Annotated in this window: 19 protein-coding genes and 1 pseudogene; 6 read left to right on the forward strand and 14 right to left on the reverse strand. The window is 31.6% G+C overall.

Annotated elements, in window-relative coordinates; all coding sequences use genetic code 11:
- Window positions 1-3: 3 nt before the first annotated feature.
- A complete protein-coding gene (locus Q0K76_RS11070) occupies window positions 4-783 on the reverse strand; it encodes an IclR family transcriptional regulator (RefSeq protein ID WP_294615655.1) in 780 nt (259 codons plus the stop codon).
- A gap of 54 nt (window positions 784-837) precedes the next feature.
- The gene (locus Q0K76_RS11075; protein ID WP_294615658.1) at window positions 838-1,599 is read right to left on the reverse strand and encodes an IclR family transcriptional regulator; all 762 of its coding nucleotides are present in this window, start codon (window positions 1,597-1,599) and stop codon (window positions 838-840) included.
- A 421-nt stretch (window positions 1,600-2,020) separates the two neighbouring features.
- On the opposite strand from Q0K76_RS11075, the gene Q0K76_RS11080 reads away from it, so the two are divergent.
- Together Q0K76_RS11080 and Q0K76_RS11085 are read left to right on the forward strand one after the other, a co-directional pair.
- Complete coding sequence (locus Q0K76_RS11080) at window positions 2,021-3,169, forward strand: efflux RND transporter periplasmic adaptor subunit (protein WP_294615660.1); 1,149 nt, start codon at window positions 2,021-2,023, stop codon at window positions 3,167-3,169.
- Window positions 3,141-5,141 (forward strand): MacB family efflux pump subunit, encoded by a 2,001-nt coding sequence (locus tag Q0K76_RS11085; RefSeq protein WP_294615662.1) that lies wholly within the window; start codon window positions 3,141-3,143, stop codon window positions 5,139-5,141. The genes Q0K76_RS11080 and Q0K76_RS11085 overlap by 29 nt, the downstream gene beginning before the upstream one ends.
- 136 nt (window positions 5,142-5,277) lie before the next feature.
- Here Q0K76_RS11085 and Q0K76_RS11090 read toward each other — a convergent pair whose 3' ends face one another.
- The gene (locus tag Q0K76_RS11090) at window positions 5,278-6,000 is read right to left on the reverse strand and encodes a DsbA family protein (RefSeq protein WP_294615664.1); all 723 of its coding nucleotides are present in this window, start codon (window positions 5,998-6,000) and stop codon (window positions 5,278-5,280) included.
- Between the two features lie 14 nt (window positions 6,001-6,014).
- Window positions 6,015-6,284, reverse strand: coding sequence for a YihD family protein (locus Q0K76_RS11095; RefSeq protein WP_294615667.1), 270 nt, complete (start codon window positions 6,282-6,284; stop codon window positions 6,015-6,017).
- Between the two features lie 301 nt (window positions 6,285-6,585).
- Between Q0K76_RS11095 and mobA the strand changes: the two genes are divergently transcribed.
- Complete coding sequence (mobA, locus tag Q0K76_RS11100; RefSeq protein WP_294615669.1) at window positions 6,586-7,170, forward strand: molybdenum cofactor guanylyltransferase MobA; 585 nt, start codon at window positions 6,586-6,588, stop codon at window positions 7,168-7,170.
- Between the two features lie 54 nt (window positions 7,171-7,224).
- Here the strand turns inward: mobA and Q0K76_RS11105 are convergent, their stop codons facing one another.
- Window positions 7,225-8,253 (reverse strand): aminotransferase class I/II-fold pyridoxal phosphate-dependent enzyme, encoded by a 1,029-nt coding sequence (locus Q0K76_RS11105; RefSeq protein WP_294615671.1) that lies wholly within the window; start codon window positions 8,251-8,253, stop codon window positions 7,225-7,227.
- A gap of 99 nt (window positions 8,254-8,352) precedes the next feature.
- Here Q0K76_RS11105 and mobB point away from each other — a divergent pair, with 99 nt between their 5' ends.
- Window positions 8,353-8,844, forward strand: coding sequence for a molybdopterin-guanine dinucleotide biosynthesis protein B (gene mobB, locus Q0K76_RS11110; protein ID WP_294615673.1), 492 nt, complete (start codon window positions 8,353-8,355; stop codon window positions 8,842-8,844).
- Between the two features lie 50 nt (window positions 8,845-8,894).
- Complete coding sequence (gene mtgA / locus Q0K76_RS11115; RefSeq protein ID WP_294615675.1) at window positions 8,895-9,587, forward strand: monofunctional biosynthetic peptidoglycan transglycosylase; 693 nt, start codon at window positions 8,895-8,897, stop codon at window positions 9,585-9,587.
- Between the two features lie 10 nt (window positions 9,588-9,597).
- Here the strand turns inward: mtgA and cobB are convergent, their stop codons facing one another.
- Both cobB and Q0K76_RS11125 read right to left on the reverse strand, forming a co-directional pair.
- On the reverse strand, window positions 9,598-10,281 hold the full coding sequence (gene cobB / locus Q0K76_RS11120; RefSeq protein WP_294615677.1) for a Sir2 family NAD+-dependent deacetylase: 684 nt from the start codon (window positions 10,279-10,281) through the stop codon (window positions 9,598-9,600).
- 66 nt (window positions 10,282-10,347) lie between these two features.
- On the reverse strand, window positions 10,348-11,163 hold the full coding sequence (locus tag Q0K76_RS11125) for a hypothetical protein (protein ID WP_294615679.1): 816 nt from the start codon (window positions 11,161-11,163) through the stop codon (window positions 10,348-10,350).
- Between the two features lie 598 nt (window positions 11,164-11,761).
- Between Q0K76_RS11125 and Q0K76_RS11130 the strand changes: the two genes are divergently transcribed.
- Window positions 11,762-12,454, forward strand: a complete 693-nt coding sequence (locus Q0K76_RS11130; protein ID WP_294615681.1) for an aspartate/glutamate racemase family protein — start codon at window positions 11,762-11,764, stop codon at window positions 12,452-12,454.
- 3 nt (window positions 12,455-12,457) lie between these two features.
- Here the strand turns inward: Q0K76_RS11130 and Q0K76_RS11135 are convergent, their stop codons facing one another.
- From Q0K76_RS11135 to Q0K76_RS11165, 7 genes and pseudogenes are all read right to left on the reverse strand, one after another.
- A complete protein-coding gene (locus Q0K76_RS11135) occupies window positions 12,458-12,673 on the reverse strand; it encodes a helix-turn-helix transcriptional regulator (protein WP_294615683.1) in 216 nt (71 codons plus the stop codon).
- 11 nt (window positions 12,674-12,684) lie between these two features.
- Window positions 12,685-13,266, reverse strand: a complete 582-nt coding sequence (locus Q0K76_RS11140) for a DUF2975 domain-containing protein (RefSeq protein ID WP_294615685.1) — start codon at window positions 13,264-13,266, stop codon at window positions 12,685-12,687.
- Window positions 13,267-13,553: 287 nt separating this feature from the next.
- Window positions 13,554-14,414 (reverse strand): RNA polymerase sigma factor RpoH, encoded by an 861-nt coding sequence (gene rpoH, locus Q0K76_RS11145; RefSeq protein ID WP_294615687.1) that lies wholly within the window; start codon window positions 14,412-14,414, stop codon window positions 13,554-13,556.
- 198 nt (window positions 14,415-14,612) lie between these two features.
- Window positions 14,613-15,578, reverse strand: a complete 966-nt coding sequence (gene ftsX / locus Q0K76_RS11150) for a permease-like cell division protein FtsX (protein WP_294615689.1) — start codon at window positions 15,576-15,578, stop codon at window positions 14,613-14,615.
- Window positions 15,579-15,583: 5 nt separating this feature from the next.
- Window positions 15,584-16,237: a cell division ATP-binding protein FtsE gene (gene ftsE, locus Q0K76_RS11155; RefSeq protein WP_294615691.1), complete on the reverse strand. Its 654-nt coding sequence runs from the start codon at window positions 16,235-16,237 to the stop codon at window positions 15,584-15,586.
- 9 nt (window positions 16,238-16,246) lie between these two features.
- Window positions 16,247-17,179: pseudogene (gene ftsY / locus Q0K76_RS11160) on the reverse strand (signal recognition particle-docking protein FtsY); the annotation flags it as partial.
- A 110-nt stretch (window positions 17,180-17,289) separates the two neighbouring features.
- On the reverse strand, window positions 17,290-17,847 hold the full coding sequence (locus tag Q0K76_RS11165; RefSeq protein ID WP_294615694.1) for a pseudouridine synthase: 558 nt from the start codon (window positions 17,845-17,847) through the stop codon (window positions 17,290-17,292).
- Window positions 17,848-17,937: the final 90 nt, after the last annotated feature.

The raw sequence follows: 17,937 nt of genomic DNA on the forward strand, positions 1-17,937 counted from the left end.
GACTTAAACTTCATTTTTTATGTTCGAAATATACCCTAACCGCTTAGAAATAGAATTTGCCGCTTCTTTTAATAAAGAGGCGCATTTTGCCATTTGATTTTGCATTCGGTTGCTAGGCCCTGCAATGCTTATAGCGGCAACAACATCATTACTGTAGTTAAAAATACCCGATGCAACACAAACCAGTCCTTCTTCCACCTCTTCCCAATCATAAGCTATATTTTCCTGACGAACTTTTGCTAAAATTTCAGACAATTGGTTTGAATCAGTTACTGTTTTTTGCGTGTATTTTGGCAATGGTGAACACAAAATGCGTTGGATCTCTTCTTCTGCTTGGTGAGCAAGTAATATTCGACCCAGTCCTGTACAATATGCTGGTCGCATGTGTCCTAAATTTGAACTAGTATGGATTGCATAATTTCCCTCGCTTTTGTATAAATAAACCACATTACCACTGTTATATACACCTAAAAAACAAGTTTCATTTAGGGTATTGGAAAGGGACTTAACGAAAGGAATAGCAACATCAACGATATTAACATTTACTAAGCTTGATATTCCAAGTTCTAATGATTTAAAACCTAATGTATATCTATTTGATTTTTGGTCATAAAAAACATATTCACGTTCAAGTAATGTTTTTAAGATTTTATTAATTACCATTTTATTGAGTTTGGTCGCTTCAATGAGTTCAACACTCGTTACACCAGCAGCACAATTACTAATAACATCTAAAACAGTAATTGCCTTATCTATGGCAGATGTAGTCTCTTTTTGAGCCATGCTTCTAAACCTCTAAATAAAATAAATAATATTCAATTCAAAACATAGATAAAGTTAATTTTTCTTTTTTAGCTCAGTGGAAATTAATGATGAAATATCTTTTAACTCACTAATAATAAGTTCTTTTTTTTGTATAATTCTAAAAGAAGATCCTGCAACACTAATTGCACCTACCACTCGATTGGGTTTGGTGAAAATTGGGGTTGCAATACAGGTTAAACCTTCTTCTACTTCTTCATCATCTATTGAATAACCGTCAATACATACTTTTGCTAAACTGTTATGTATAGCTTCTCTATCTATAATAGTTTTACTTGTAAATTGAACTAATGGGCGACTTAAAACTTTGTTAATTTCAACTAAAGGTTGATAAGCTAATAATGATTTACCAAGACCTGTACAATATACTGGCATTCTACTACCAATATGTGAATTAGTTTTAACTGCCAAAGCACCTTCTGCTTTATATAAATAAATTATACTACCATCATGATAAACCGCTAAAAAACAGGTCTCATTAATTTTAGCAGCAAGTCTTTTCAAAAAAGGGATTGATATTCCAACAAGAGATATGTTCATTAATCCCTTTACGCCTAGTTCAAAGGCTTTCACATCTAAAAAATATTTTTCCGTTGCAACATCGTAACTTAGGTACTGCCTTTTCTTTAATATATCCAATATTCTATATACTGTCGTTTTTGCCATTCTGCTTAATTTAACAATTTCAGCTAAAGAAATTCCAGAAGAATAATGACTAATAATTTCAAGTAAAGTTAGAGCATTGTCTAAAGTGGATTGTTGTTTTTGAAATGACATTTATTATACTCCACACAAGAATATTATTTGCATACTCATTACTATTAATTTTTTAATTTAAAAACAATGAAATAAGTAATTAGAGGCACATTGTAAAAGAAAAATCAATTGGTGTACTATTGCTGATTAATTATATGTATAAATTAAGCAAAGCAACTACATATTACTTGAATAATTATTTTTTTTCTATAAATTCAAAAATATCTTTCTATTTTGATCTTCTAACTTGTAGATAAATTTAACAGATTGATATTTGATATTATTTATTAATTTTCATAATTATTACAATTTATTATTTTTAGTTATCGATTACAATTGGTTGATTAAGATACAATATTGATAAAACAATAACAAAATCAAAGGATGAAAAAGATTGTTAAAATTTCTTAAAATTAAATACTTAGTTATAGCAGTCATAATCTTGGTAGTTCTCTATGTTGTAAAATCAATCATTTCCCCTACTGAAACTAAATTTAATTATATTACTGCTCCTGTTACCAAAGGTAATATTGAAAAAACGGTACTTGCAGATGGTACCATTAGTGCTTTTAAACAAGTAAGTGTTGGTGCACAGGTTTCTGGCCAGATCAAAAAATTATATGTTGAGTTAGGTGATGAAGTTAAGCAAGGTGATATGATTGCCGAAATTGATGATCTAAAACAGAACAATGATTTAAAACAATCAGAAGCTTCACTTAATAGTCTTGAAGCACAGCGTACATCAAAAAAAGCTAAGTTAGTTAATTATCAATTAACTTATGAACGTCAACTAAAATTAGTTAACAAAGGCGTGGGTATTCAATCAGATTTGGATTCAGCGAAAGCCGAACTTGATGCAATTAAAGCAGATATTGCTGCTTTAGATGCTGATATTGTCAAAGCACAGGTTGCCGTTGATACAGCTAAGGTGAATTTAGGTTATACTAAAATCCGTTCTCCTATTGATGGTATAATCGTTGCTATTCCAGTTGATGAAGGGCAAACTGTTAATTCCGTGCAAAGTGCTCCAACTATTGTAAAAGTTGCTCAGCTTGATAAGATGACAATTCAGGCGCAAATCTCAGAAGCTGACGTGATCAATGTTAAAAAAGGTATGCCTGTCTATTTTACGATTTTAGGTCAACCTAATAAGCGATTTGATGGATTAACATTACGTGCTATTGAACCAGCGCCAGATTCAATTAATACCGAAAGTTCAACTAATGCCAGTGCATCATCTTCTACAACTAAAAGTGCTATTTATTATAATGGCTTATTGGATGTAGATAATCCAAATCACATATTACGTATTTCAATGACGGCTCAAGTTTATATAGTACTTGCTGAAGAAAAAGATGTTCTTTTAATTCCATCCCAAGCAATTCAAAAGAATTTAGCAAATAATAAAGCTATTGTTTACCTATTAAATCAACAAAAAGATATTGAAGAACGTGAAGTTGTTTTAGGCATTAATAATAACGTTAATGTCGAAATAAAATCAGGACTCAAAGAAGGTGAAATAGTTGTAATTAGTAATACAAATGGTGCTTTATTAGGTAACAATGCAAGAGCGCCAAGGGTTCGGTTCTGATATGGTAAACAATAATAATCCTCTTATTAAATTGGAGAATATTGTTCGTGAGTTTCCTGCCGGGGAATCGACAATACAAGTTCTCAAAAAAATAAATTTGACTATCAATGCGGGTGAAATGGTTGCCATTATTGGGGCATCGGGTTCTGGAAAATCAACCTTGATGAATATTTTAGGTTGTTTAGACAAACCAACAACCGGAACCTACTTAATTGGAGGCCGAGCAACGGGCAAATTATCGCCAAATGAGCTTGCTCAATTACGCCGTGAACACTTTGGTTTTATTTTTCAACGCTATCATTTATTAAATGCTTTAACCGCACAAGGTAATGTGGAAATACCAGCTATTTATGCCGGCGTAAGTAATGAAGAACGACAAACGCGTGCGGTTAAAATTCTAACGCGTTTAGGGCTTGCTGATAAAATTCATAACAAACCTAATCAACTATCTGGCGGTCAACAACAACGCGTCAGTATTGGCCGAGCCTTAATAAATGGTGGGCAAATTATTTTAGCTGATGAGCCAACCGGGGCATTAGATCGTAAGAGTGGCTTGGAAGTAATGGCAATTTTACGCGAACTGCACCAACAAGGTCATACAGTAATAATTGTCACCCATGATGCTAATATCGCTAAAAGTGCAGAGCGAATCATTGAAATTAGTGATGGCAATATTATTTCTGATTCAATTAATTGTGAGTATCAATCCAAGCAAGCTGATAATCGGCAAGTTAAACAAATTGAAACAACTAAAACAAAAGATAATTTCTTAGCAAGATATGATCGTTTTCGTGATGCATTTAAAATGGCAATCTTGTCGATGCTTTCTCAGCGATTACGCACATTTTTAACTATGCTAGGTATCATTATCGGCATTGCTTCTGTGGTATCAGTTGTAGCCTTAGGTCAAGGAACAAAGCAAAAGATATTATCAAATATCAATTCTATGGGAACCAGTACATTAGAAATTTACGCCGGTACGGGCTTTGGTGATCGTAATGCCGATAAAATTACTACTTTACGTTCATCAGATGCTGATTTTTTAGCTAAACAAAGTTTTGTACATAGTACTACACCTAATCTTTCAACCAGTGTTTATTTCCGAATTAATAATCTTGCAGTCACCGGAAATGTTAATGGTGTAGGCGAACAATTTTTTGCTGTCCGTGGTTATAATATAACCAAAGGAATTGCTTTTGACGAAAATAGTATCACGTCTTCAGCACAAGATGCAGTAATTGATGACAATACAGAAAAACGATTATTTGCTAATCAAGATCCTATTGGTAAAATTTTAATGGTGGGGCAACTACCTGTCAGAATAATTGGTATTGCTACCAAACAGCAACAAGGTTTTGGTAGTAGTGAAAGTTTGAATGTTTGGTTGCCTTACACAACCGTTATTAATCGTATGGTTGGACAAACCTCATTAAAAAGTATAACCGTACGTATTAATGATGATGTTGACTTATCTGTAGCTGAACAAGCCATTAATAAAATCATGTTGCAACGACATGGAACTAAAGATTTTTTTATCTTCAATTCGGACAATATTCGTGAAACAATTAATTCATCTGCTTGGGTAATGACACTATTAGTCTCGGCAATTGCTTTGATTTCATTAGTCGTTGGTGGAATTGGCGTGATGAATATTATGTTAGTTTCTGTAACAGAAAGAACACGAGAAATAGGCGTGAGAATGGCGGTTGGAGCTCGCTCAAGTGATATTTTACAACAATTTTTAATTGAGGCTATATTAGTTTGCCTAATTGGTGGAACATTAGGTATTTTACTTTCATTTATGATAGGTTTTATTTTTAATTATTTTGTCACTTCATTTGCAATGAGCTTTTCAGCAGTCGCCATTATTGCTGCATTTAGCTGTTCAAGTATGATTGGTATAATTTTTGGCTATGTTCCAGCTAAACGTGCTGCTAATCTTGATCCAATCTATGCGTTAGAACGAGAATAAAAAGACTGATTAAAATAAAAAATCCCCTTACTAATATTCAACATATAAGGGGATTTACTATCAATACTTACTTATTTATTAATAATTTAGTATAAAATTCTTTTTTAAATTAACTCAATAAAAAATCTTTATTAAATTATTTCTTATTTAGCTTTCTATCAGGATTAACATTGGGATCTAAATTTACCAGAAATGCTGCTACTCGTGCATAATCATTGATAAATGCTTGATCCGTTGTTCGATCAAGTGCTTGTGGATTAATATAAAACTTACGATTTACCACAACAGTCGGTATAGATGTAGGTTTCATCTCTTTGATTGCATCAATTTGTTGAGCCATAAAAGCTTTCACCAAAAAGTTATCTTTAGTTTTATCATAGGTTTGTTCATCAACACCCAATGTTTTAAACACTGCTTTGATATCTTCTGCTGTTTTTATTTTATGATCTCTTTGTACTGCAAAATAAAGTGCATCTAAGGCTTTATCCTGTATATCAAGCACATTAGCCACAGCCCAAGCTTGTGCTAACTCCATTGCTAGTGGACCAAAATCTATTAAATGATAACGTTTAAATTTTATGCTTTCTGGTAAATTTTTAGCGATTGCCTGTGAACCATGATATTCAGTTTCAAATTTAAAACAACTTGGACAATTGAATGAAAAAAACTCAATCACTTCTTTATCTGGAGAGGGGTAAGTTGGTAAGACAATATATTGTTTGTCCATTTCAATGGGTTCTGATGTCGTTACTGCACTTGTTGATTGAGGGGTATCTGTTTTTGAGGTTACTTGTGGCTCCTGCGCAAAACAGCTTACAGAAAAGAGTAATGTACTTATAGCAATAAGCGTCTTTTTCATATATTTTATTCTCCTTATTCTTTAATAATTCCGCGCGCTTTTAATAATGCGGTTTTAAAATCTTCTTCATAATCTTTTTTCAGTCCAGGAATAGCGTCGTATTTATCCGAATCTCGCATTTTTAAATGATAAATTAAAACTTCATCACTTAAATCTTTTAGTTCTCCTTTGAAGCCAGCCTCTTGACCTAATTTAACTAAAAATTGTAATAAATTAAGATCAGAATCTTTTTCCCAAGCATTTTGTAACAACTGCATTAATTCATCAATACGATGACATTTCATAGTTAATACCTTTTTTAATCTTCAATTTATTGGAAGATGATAATATAAATTTTAACTTAAGTATTCCCAAACTTGGTTTTTCAGAAAACAACAGTAAATACTGTGTTTGATTATTGGCAATAACTGGGGCATATTTACATAATAGAAAAGGCACTGTTATATTAATATATTGCAATGATGCTTTCTATTAATATGCCTCTTGTACAAGTATGTTTTAATATATATTACCGTACATTTTAAAATAACCTTGGTATATAGTAATGTTATTTTGGTTTTTCGCAACGTAAAAGAGAAATAATTTATGGATAAACTGCCTATTACAGCAATCGTTTTAGCAGGTGGAAAAAGTTCGCGCATGAACGGTAATGATAAAGGTCTATTGTTGCTAAATGGTAAGCCACTTTATCAACATGTCATTGACCATATAAAATATCAAACTGATTCAATTATGATTAACTGTAATCGTAATTTTGAACAATATCAAAAAGCAGGTTACCCAATATTTGCCGATGATTTTAAAGGATATTTAGGGCCACTATCCGGTATCTATAGCGGATTACTACATAGCCCAACACTATGGAATTTATTTGTGAGTTGTGATACGCCTTTTTTACCAGATAACTTAATCACGCGTTTATCTAAACACATTGCTACCAATCAAGCAGTTTATCCTTTTGATGGTAAATATAATCACCCAACAATCCTCCTTATCAATAAAACGGTCACACAACAACTCAAAGCATACTTAGAGCAAGGTGATAGAAAATTGATGGTATTTTTAGAACAAATCAATGCCCAATCTGTTGATTTTAGTGATAAAGCACTTGGTTTTGTTAATATCAATACACCTGAAGTCTTCAATAAAATGAATCAAAACAAAACATAATCATTAGACAATCAAATTTAATATTAAGCAAATGGTTATTCATAAGTAAAATTACTATTCAATCCATTTTTGAAATTGCTTGGCAAATTTTTTGATCTCTTCATCTTGAGTGGCCCATGATGTGCAAAATCTTAAACAGGTATATTTTGAATCTGTTTGTCCTATTTTATCAACCCTGTAATAGTTAAGAATTTTTTCAGCAAGTGCATTCGGAAAATTAACAAAAAGTTGGTTACTTTGTGGTTTAGCAGCAAAAGTTAATCCTGCATTTTCAAAAATTGTTTTTAATTTACCAGCCATATTATTGCTGTGTAACCCTAATTCTAGATAAAGATTATTTTGCATCAATACATTAATTTGTACTGCTACAATCCAGCTTTTAGCTAATATTGCACCTTTTTGTTTCATACTAAAACGAAAATCTTGGCTAATCGTAGTATCATTAAAAACAAGGGCCTCACCAGCAAAAGCGCCGACTTTAGTTCCACCAATATAAAATACATCAGTATATTTTGCTAAATCAGGAAATGTCAGGTCATTATCTTTTGCAGCTAATGCCATAGCTAAACGCGCACCATCTAGATAGAGATATAACTGATTTTTTTGGCAAAATTGGTATAGCTTTTTGAGTTCTTGCTTTGAGTATATTGTTCCAAGTTCTGTCGTATTTGAGATATAAACCAGTTTTGGTTGTACCATATGTTCATCACAATGAAAAGTTAAAATCGGTTCAATAAGTTCTGGGGTTAATTTGCCATCAGTTGTTTTTACTGTTAAAACTTTATGTCCTGTTGCTTCAATTGCGCCTGTCTCATGGACATTAACATGTCCACTATCTGCTGCTATAACCGCTTGATAAGGTTTTAATATATGTGAAATCGCCGTTAAATTAGTAATCGTACCACCTGACATAAAATGAATATCAGCACTAGGTGACTTTAATTGTTTTCTTATATTCTCTTTTGCCTTAATACAACATTCATCAAAGCCATAGCCTGTCAACTTCTGGTTAGCCGTATTACTAAACGCTTTTAGTAAATCTCGATGGGCTGTTTCATTGTAATCATTAGTAAAATTGTACATACTTATTACCTTTACCGCTTATAATGATTAACATCATAATATAATTAAGTTTAAAATAATAAATAATTTATTTTGATATCTATTATTGAGTTGAACATAATGAATAATAAAATTATTGCCATTAGTGGTTACAGTAATAGTGGTAAAACGACGTTATTAAAAAAAATTATTCCTTTACTTTGTGAGCAAGGTTTTAATGTAGCAACGTTAAAACATGCACATCATGATATTGAGATTGATATTCCGGGTAAAGATAGTTATGAACTGCGTAAGGCTGGAGCTTTACAAACTATCATTGCTAGTGATAATCGTTATGCTATGATTTGTGAAACACCAAATCAACCAGTTGATTTAAAAACACTGGTAAATAAGTTTACGGATATTGATCTCATATTAGTTGAAGGATTTAAAGATGAGCAATTGCCAAAAATCATCTGCCATAGAAGTGCAACATCAAAAACTCTTTTTATTGATGAATTCACCATTGCCGTTGCCAGTGATGAAATGTTAGATATTTCAATTCCCCAATTTAATATTAATCACCCTGAACAGATTATGGAATTTATAAAAAATTATTTATATAAAACATAATATATCGTATCTTAATTACTTATTTTTATATTATTTAATTTAAATTAACAATGAATAAGCTAGTGAAAAGAATTTTAAGTATATGCAAAAGAGTAATAATTGGATTGTTGCTATTGTCTTTTTGTTCTATTTTCGCTATGCGTTGGTTTAATCCATTAGGTTCAATGTTAATGTTAGAGCGGAAAATTTCCAATTGGAATATTACACAACAACGAATATGGAAAGATTGGGATGAAATTTCAGATAATATAAAAATTGCGGTCATTGCTTCAGAAGATCAAAATTTTTCTAATCATTGGGGATTTGATTTTAAAGCAATTAATATTGCCTTCAAATACAATAAAAATAACAAAAAAATACATGGTGCTAGTACAATTACTCAGCAAGTCGCTAAAAATATTTTCTTATGGCCAGCCAGAAGCTGGATCCGTAAAGGTTTTGAATCTTGGCTAACTATCTTGATCGAGCTGATTTGGCCCAAAAAGAGAACACTAGAAATATATCTCAATTGTGTAGAATGGGGTGAAGGTATTTTTGGTATTGAAGCTGCTTCACGCCACTATTTTAATGTAAGTGCTAAACAGTTAACACCATATCAAGCCAGCTTACTAGCCGCTACATTACCTAATCCTAGAAAATGGGATCCTGCTTCACCCGATGATTATTTACAAAAAAAAGCTAAATGGATTCAAACTCAAATGAATAATTTAGGTGGTAAAAATTATTTAGCTAAACTTAAATAGCGTTTAAACGTTAAATTAAAGTTTGCACAAATTTTGGTACTATTTTACTCGCCGGCCCATAAATTTTAGTTTGAAACAAATTTTCGCCAAGACTTGGTTCTAAATTAAGCTCAACTGTTTTAGCGCCCGATTGGTTTGCCACTTGCACAAAACCCGCGGCTGGATAAACATTACCAGAAGTACCAATTGAGATAAAATATTCCGTTTGTGTAAGCGCATCATAAATCTCATCCATTTGTAATGGGATTTCTCCAAACCATACAATATGGGGACGAATCAATTTATTTTGGTTATAATCTACATCGCTAAAACATTCAGTAATCTGTCCATTTTGTTCATTACGAACCTTTAGTAATTCACCATGCATGTGAATAATATTTTTTGATCCTGCCTGTTCATGTAAATTATCCACATTTTGCGTCACAATTAACACATTATCTGATCCTAATTTCTGTTCTAATTCAGCTAATGCATAATGAGCAGCATTTGGGCAAACTTTAGGATCTTGTAATTTATGACGTAACATATTGTAGAATTGATGTACCGCAATAGGGTCTCGTTTATACCCGGCATAGGTTGCCACATCATCAACATTGTATCCTTCCCATAAACCATTTTGAGCGCGAAAAGTAGATAAGCCTGATTCGGCTGAAATTCCAGCACCGGTTAGAATTACAATTTTAGGTATTGTCATGATTAGGAATTACCTTATTTTAAAAAAGCAGTGAAATAAAAAAACTGTTCAAAAATAGCAAATCTATTATTGACTATATTCAGTTACAAACATTTGTAAAGCAGGTTTACTCAATTTCTGATACTTACTATATGCACTTGCCACTTTAAGACGAATACTAGATTTTGATTCCCCCTGCAACCAACCATCAATCATAGCATAAACGCTATAAGCCTCTGGTGCCATGCGGTGGGTGGTCAAAATAAGCGGCGTAATACCTAATCGGGATAAAGCTGGTGAAAAATATCGCTGACTTTTACAGGCAAATACTGCAGCATAACGTGATTTTTGTTTTTCCTGTTGTTCTTTTGGTAGGGTTTCCCAACGCCAGCTATCTGGTAAAAATTTACTTAAAGACCACTCCATTAATGAATCATGTCCAATATAAATAACTAGATCAGCTTTTCCCCCCGCATTAATCTGTTTGCCATTTAACGAAAATGACCGTATTTTTTTTCCAGCTGAATAATCAAAAAAATCATCAACAGTATCATCAATATATTTACCATTATATGCCTGTGCAACTATATAAACATCTTGGTTTTTATGTTTATATATAATTTCTTCTAATATTTTATTATTACTAGGTTTATTGTTTTGAATGACTTGCCACTCTTTTTGCTTAGAAAAATAAGTTTTAAAACCATAACCGGCTCCCCAATAAAGATTATTTTTAGGATCTTGTCCATTACCAATTGCTTTGGGAACCGGTGCGATTGCTTGATATTTATTATCACACAATGCAACTAAAACATGAATTACCTTTGTTTTTGCTAAACATGAAAAAGAAAATAGCAAAGATATTATTGGCAACAAAAATAAATATTTACTGGTTTTATTCATTCCTAATTAGTTCTCCATTAACACAATATTCTACAACCACTTCATGTCTCCTCTAAATTAAACCGGGTTTTTATATCAGAACCCAAAGATAATACTCATCCATTATCTGGAAAGTTAACAACACTATGATTAGCAAGTTTAATAATTTGTAGTTCTGAAGATATAAAACTAATTAGTGATAAGATGTATGTTTTATATAACAATATGTATAATAACCCATCAGACTTGTGATCTAATTTATATTTTTGAATTGAACAATACCAATTTATACGATGAAAAAGTCGGCGTTGCTTGACATGTAGCCAATAAAACGAATGATGATAACTTGAAAGTGGTTTTATCATAATAATATATTTCCTTATATATTATATAGTTTGATTATAATAGCATATCAAAATAATTTGGGTAAAGATTGTTGATAATTTGTAAAAATAAATTATGATTATTAATGATATCACTATACATATCAATAAGTTATTTGATTTTAATTAAATAAGGCCTATTATGTATTAGGCACAAATAGTTTTACATGATTTGATATAAGATTAACGATAAAAGGTTATTCATTATTTATGTAAATTTTTAAAGGATTAATTTTATGAAAACAATTGGTTTAATTGGTGGCATGAGTTGGGAAAGCACGGTTACTTATTATCAAGTTATCAATCAATTTATAGCTAGTTCATTGGGTGGATTGCATTCAGCAAAATGTGTTTTATATAGTGTTGATTTTCAAGAGATCGAAAGTTGCCAAGCTAATAATGAATGGGATAAAAGTGCAATCATTTTAATTGATGCCGCCAAAAAATTAGAACTGGCTGGCGCAGATTTCATTGTAATTTGTACCAATACCATGCATAAAGTCGCAGATCAAATTCAAAATGCAATTAATATTCCAATTATTCATATTGCTGATGTTACAGCCAAGCATTTATTAGTTCAAAATATTAAATCTGTTGCATTATTAGGCACTAAATATACTATGGAGCAAGACTTTTACAAAGCTAAACTAATTGAGAAAGGACTTAATGTATTAATTCCTGATGAACAAGACAGAAATATAATTAATAACATTATTTATGATGAACTTTGTCGGGGCATCATTAAACCGGCATCGAAACAAGCTTACCTTACTATTATTGAAAAACTAATTAAACAAGGCGCTCAAGGAGTCATTTTAGGCTGTACTGAAATAGGTTTATTAATCTCACAACCAGATTGTACTATTCCATTTTTTGATACAGCCTTATTACATGCACAAGAAGCAGCAATACTATCAATAAGTAAATAAAAGTTATTCTTCTTTATGATGAATATACTCTAATATATCACCTGGTTGGCAATCTAAATGTTCACAAATTGCCTCCAGTGTCGCCAACCTGAACCCTTTCACTTTTCCTTGTTTAAGTATTGACAGATTTTGTTCGGTAATACCAATTGCCAAAGCTAAATCTTTTGACTTAACTTTACGCTTAGCCAGCATTACATCTAAATTTATAATAATTGGCACGCACAACTCCTTTATATAAATTGTTTATTTTCTTCTGCAATTTTGCATGCTTTTTTCAAAATTTGACCAATAAGCATAATACTAACCGCAGGGAATAATGTCATAACATCATCACTAGTAAATGAAAAAGAAATATAACGTTCTGAAGGATCATTATTAAAAGTCAAAATTAAACTTAATACTGGTTCAGATAAAATACCCAATATTGACCAAATAACTAACGTTTTTCCAAAAATATAACAATGGTTAGTCGACGTTTCTGAAAAATATTCAGATTGGCTGTAATTTAAAAAGAGTAATCTAAGTTGATAAAAAGCATAAGCTAAAATAAGTATAGATAAGGTATCTATCAATGTAGCCGACATCGCTTGCCACATGGATAAATTTTCAGGATCGACATTTTCAACTACTCTTGAGACAAAAAACGAGTATCCGCCAGAATCAAGTCCAATATTGGCAATATTAAAAAAATAAAATAGTAAGGGTGATAGCGATCCAATTAACGTACTTAAAATAGGAATAACCGTTAACAATGCCATAAATTTACAATATAGATTTAATCGAGAATAATTATCTTTCATATCTGTGTTCATATTTATTTCCTTTCTTTATAAAAACTAAACACAGTGTACTATTGCATTTAAATAAAAACAATAAATAATTAAAATAAAACGATAATAAATTATTATTTTTCAACAATATTTGTTTCAAGCCATATAAATGACATATTAATTTTATTCTACCTTATTCAATTTGTTATCATTAACCTTATCATTCAACTAAATAAAACATATAAAAAATGATTCCTAAATTTAACAATAAAAAAGCCTTACTTAAAAGTAAGGCTTATTAGTTATTCAGAGTTAACAATAAAAACAAATTATGCTTCGATTGCAATACGCAGTTTTTTCATAGCATTTTTTTCTAGTTGACGGATTCGCTCGGCTGAAACACTATATTTGTCAGCTAAAACTTGTAATGTTGATTTGCTATCATCAGAATCTAACCAACGTGCTTTAATAATATCTTGGCTACGTTCATCTAATTGTGATAATGCATCATGTAATTTATCTGTCGCATCTGTTTCCCAATTATCATTTTCAATTGATTTTGAAAAATCGGAATTATTATCTTCTAGGTAAAGCGCTGGTGCAACTATTGCATTGTCATCATCATCGTTATCAACATCAAATGACATATCTTGTGCAGACATACGTGATTCCATTTCTAACACATCTTTACGTGTCACACCTAATTCATCTGCTACCATGTCAACTTCAGCATTATTAAACCAACCTAAACGTTGTTTGCTTTTTCTTAAGTTAAAGAATAATTTTCTTTGAGCTTTAGTGGTTGCAACTTTAACAATTCGCCAATTTTTAAGGACATATTCATGGATTTCTGCTTTTATCCAATGCACGGCAAATGATACTAAGCGAACCCCCATCTCTGGGTTAAAACGACGCACAGCTTTCATCAAGCCAATATTACCTTCTTGAATTAAATCAGCTTGTGGCAGACCATAACCAGAATACCCTCGAGCGATATGTGCAACAAAACGTAAATGAGATAAAATTAGTTGTCTTGCAGCATCAACATCATCATGATAATAAAGTTTTTCTCCTAATGACTTTTCTTCCTCTGCTGTTAACATCGGATAAGTATTAATCATACGAAGATATGATTCAGTATTTCCTTGTGGGATTAAAGCAACTGCTTGCAGTTTCATATCAGTACTCATTTAATTCCCCCTTAAATTAATCCTGTTTTGTTGCATCTATTTTAACACAACAATTAAAAAATCTACTTTACAATCTAATCTGTAGGTTAGACATCAAAAAAGTGATTTAGTTCACACTTTTTATTTAAACTTATAATATGCCACTATCTTAAAAAAAACATTTTAATTATATTAAATAATTGTAATTAGATAACAACGTTATACATTCTTTTTTAAATATTTTTTAGTCGCAACTAAGGCTGAAAACCAACCAATAATCATTGAAATAAGAATGATTAATATGCTTTCATCCCATAGCAGTCCTTTAAGAATGAAAATTGTTCCAAAAACTGCCGAAACATTCAATATAATTGCGTCTATTTGAAGAATAAATATTTCCGATAGAATCAAGGCTAAAACGGCGCTAACCAATCCAATAAACATGCCATTATACAAAAATGGACGTAAAATAAAACCTTCTGTGGCTCCTATCAATTGCATGACTACAATTGTTTGCCTTCGCGCAAAAATATGTAACCTGATACTATTCCCAATAACCAATGATACGGCAATTATCATAAATATTGAAATTGTTAACACAATTGATTTTACCATATCTGTCAATGCCATTAAGCGAGTAAACCAACTGTCATCTAATCGCACATCATCAACCCCATTCATTTTAAGTAATTGGGTTTGTAAATTATGTAAAATAGCAGTCTCTTTAGCATTTTCTTTAGGTATGATAATGGCTACCGCGGGTAATGGATTGTCTTCTAACAAATCTAATGCGCTACTAAATCCTGACCAGGATCTAAATTCTTCTTTAGCCTCGTCTCTAGAAAGATAATTAACTTCAGCAACTTCAGGATAAGCTTTTAATTTATTAATTAATTCTGTTGTTTGCTCATTTGTTAATAATTTTTTTATATAAACAGTCAAATTCGGTGATGGAGCCCATTGCTGGGCAGCTTGGTTCGCATTTTTCCATAATAAATAACTAATAGTTGGTAAAGTTATCGATATTGCGATAACAAAAATAGTTAACAATGAAGCAAATATATGCTGATTGAAATTGTTAAATACATTGCACCAAGCATAACCAATTTGTCTTTTCCAACGACCAAAAAAACTGTTTTTATTTTTTTTATTTAATTTTATATGATTGACTCTAGAGTTGCTCATTACTGTCACCCCTCTAAACGCCCTTGATTTAAATGAAATATACGATGATGTTTACGTCGAATAAGCGCCATATTATGTGTGGCCATTAATACGGTTACCCCAGCTTGATTAAACTCTTCAAATAGTTTTAAAATATCCTTTGAGAGTTTATCATCTAAATTACCGGTCGGCTCATCAGCAAGTAATACACTTGGATGATTAACAATAGCACGAGCAATTCCAATACGTTGTTGTTCACCACCAGATAGCTGTATAGGATAAAACTTCATTTTATCAATCAATCCTACTTTATCAAGTGAAGCTGAAACGCGTCTTTTTATTTCATCAGCTGGTTGGCCTAAAATGATTAATGGAATCGCAACATTATCATAAACAGTGTGATCCATGAGTAATTGATGATCTTGAAAAATCATACCAATTGTACGACGTAAAAATGGCATTTCATGCTTTTGTAGCCTTGTAACATCAATACCATCTAACAAGATTTTGCCATCGTTTGCTTTTTCTAAACCGCAAATTAATCGCATTAATGTACTTTTTCCAGCACCAGAATGACCAGTCAAAAAAGCCATTTCCCCCTTAAGTAAAGTAAAACTTACGTTTTGCAGGGCAGGTTTACCACCAGAATAAACTTTACTTACACGCTGAAATTGGATCATGCTTGTTCTCTATTCATCTGTTTCATCAAATAAAGCATCAATAAAATCTTTAGCAACAAAAGGTCTCAAATCTTCAATTTTCTCACCAATACCAATATAGCGAATAGGAATATGAAATTGATCAGCAATACTAAAAATAATTCCACCTTTTGCTGTTCCATCTAGTTTAGTTAAAGTTAATCCAGTCACACCGACTGCTTCATTAAATAATTTAGTTTGGCTAATAGCATTTTGACCTGTGCTGGCATCAATAGTTAGCATAATTTCATGTGGAGCAGTTTCATCTTGTTTTTTAATTACTCGTACAATTTTTTTTAATTCATCCATTAAATGAGATTTATTTTGTAATCGACCAGCAGTATCAGCAATTAAAATATCAATTTTCTTTGCTTTTGCCGCTTGGATGGCATCAAAAATAACAGAAGCTGCATCAGCATTGGTATGTTGTGCAATTACCGGAATATGATTACGTTCACCCCAAACTTGTAATTGTTCAACCGCAGCCGCACGAAAAGTATCACCAGCCGCAAGCATTACTGATTTACCTTGTTGCTGAAATTGTCGAGCTAATTTACCAATTGTAGTTGTTTTACCCACACCATTAACCCCAACCATTAATATCACAAATGGTTGATGAGTTTCGATATTAAGAGGTTTATCAACATCAGTTAAAATAGCATTCATTTCCTGTTTTAGAAGATCATGCAATACATCTGCATCTTTTAATTCTTTTCTAGTTGCTTGTTGAGTTAACGTTTGGATAATTTTTTGAGTAGTATCAAATCCAACATCGGCAATAAGCAATTGTTCTTCAAGTTCTTCAAATAAAGCATCATCAATCTTCTTCCCTCTAAATAAACTCAGGAAGCCAGATCCAATATTTTGTTTTGTTTTAAAAAGGCTTTTTTTTAAACGAGAGAAAAACCCCTCTTTTTTTTGTTCAACCATAAATATTTTATCCTATGATCATTGCTAACAATCATTCTATCTTATTTTATAATAAAGCCCAATGAATTGAATGAAACTGCTTAATATTATTTAAAAATTATCGATTAGAGATCATTTATTGTAATAGCTTTCCATTTTCCTTGCTGCAAATGATGATCAAATAAATTATATTTACCTATTTGAACTCTAATTAAACGTAAGCAAGGAAAACCAACAGCAGCACACATTCTTCTTACTTGACGATTTTTTCCTTCGGTTATTGTAAGGCTGATCCATGAAGTGGGAATAGTTTTACGCGCTCTAATTGGAGGATTTCTTTGCCATAAATCAAGTGTTCCATCAAGTATTTTGACTTTTGCTGGTGCAGTATAAAACTCTTTTAATTGAACACCTTTTATTAGTTTATTTATCGCTTGTTCAGTAATTTGACCTTCAACCTGTGCCCAATATGTTTTCGGTAATTTAAATTTTGGAGAACTAATTTCAGCCTGCAATTTACCATCATTAGTTAACAATAATAGTCCTTCGCTATCGGTATCCAATCGCCCAGCAGGATAAAATTTTGGTAGCTCAATAAAATCTTTTAATGTCTGATATTTTTCATGTTTAGAAAATTGACTAATAACATTAAACGGTTTATTAAATGCAACTAATGAGTTCATTGATCATTTACATAATTTAAAGTAAAAAAGCAGATACAAAAAAGCCCAGCATCACTGCTGGGCTCTCTCTTTAATTTAAAAGTCTGGCGG

It is taken from the genome of uncultured Gilliamella sp., assembly GCA_945271295.1.
Taxonomy (GTDB): Bacteria; Pseudomonadota; Gammaproteobacteria; order Enterobacterales; family Orbaceae; genus Gilliamella.